Below are 725 nucleotides of genomic sequence, written 5' to 3' on the forward strand. Positions count from 1 at the left end.
GGTAAAAGTTACAATTCCAAGTGCGCTTACAGTATATGTTCCCTGTCCTGTTACAGTAAAACTGGTCTGGATTCCAGGCGTTGCAGGATCAAGGTCTACTGTTGCCTTGTTGACTGTTCCGTCAGCATCAGTGTCGTTTGCCGTTATGTCGATTGTAACTGCCGTGTCCTCGTTTGTTGTTTTTGTATCGTTATTGGCAACCGGATTATCGTTTACTGAAGTTACCGTTACGGTAAGTGAAGCAGTATTTGATACCGCTCCGTCATTGTCGCTTACCGTATAATTGACTGGAGTCGCTGTTCCGTTGTAATTCAGAACAGGGGTAAAAGTTACAATTCCAAGTGCATTAACAGTATATGTTCCCTGTCCTGTCACTGAAAAAGTAGTCTGGATGCCTGGTGTCGCAGGATCAAGGTCTACTGTTGCCTTGTTGATTGTTCCGTCAGCATCAGTATCATTTGCTGTTACGTCGATTGTAACTGCCGTGTCCTCGTTTGTTGTTTTTGTATCGTTATTGGCAACCGGATTATCGTTTACTGAAGTTACCGTTACTGTAATTGTAGCAGTATTTGATACCGCTCCGTCATTGTCGCTTACCGTATAATTGACTGGAGTCGCTGTTCCGTTGTAATTGAGAACAGGGGTAAAAGTTACAATTCCAAGTGCGTTAACAGTATATGTTCCCTGTCCTGTTACAGTAAAACTGGTCTGGATTCCAGGTGTTT

The 725-nt window shown here is 43.2% G+C and carries 1 protein-coding gene; it reads right to left on the bottom strand.

Going from position 1 to position 725, the window contains the following annotated elements:
• Positions 1–725 (bottom strand): tandem-95 repeat protein (locus tag IR010_RS19990; protein WP_194606137.1); only part of this gene is annotated, 725 nt, incomplete at both ends.

The sequence above is a fragment of the Flavobacterium sp. MR2016-29 genome, assembly GCF_015350695.1.
Classification (GTDB): Bacteria; Bacteroidota; Bacteroidia; order Flavobacteriales; family Flavobacteriaceae; genus Flavobacterium.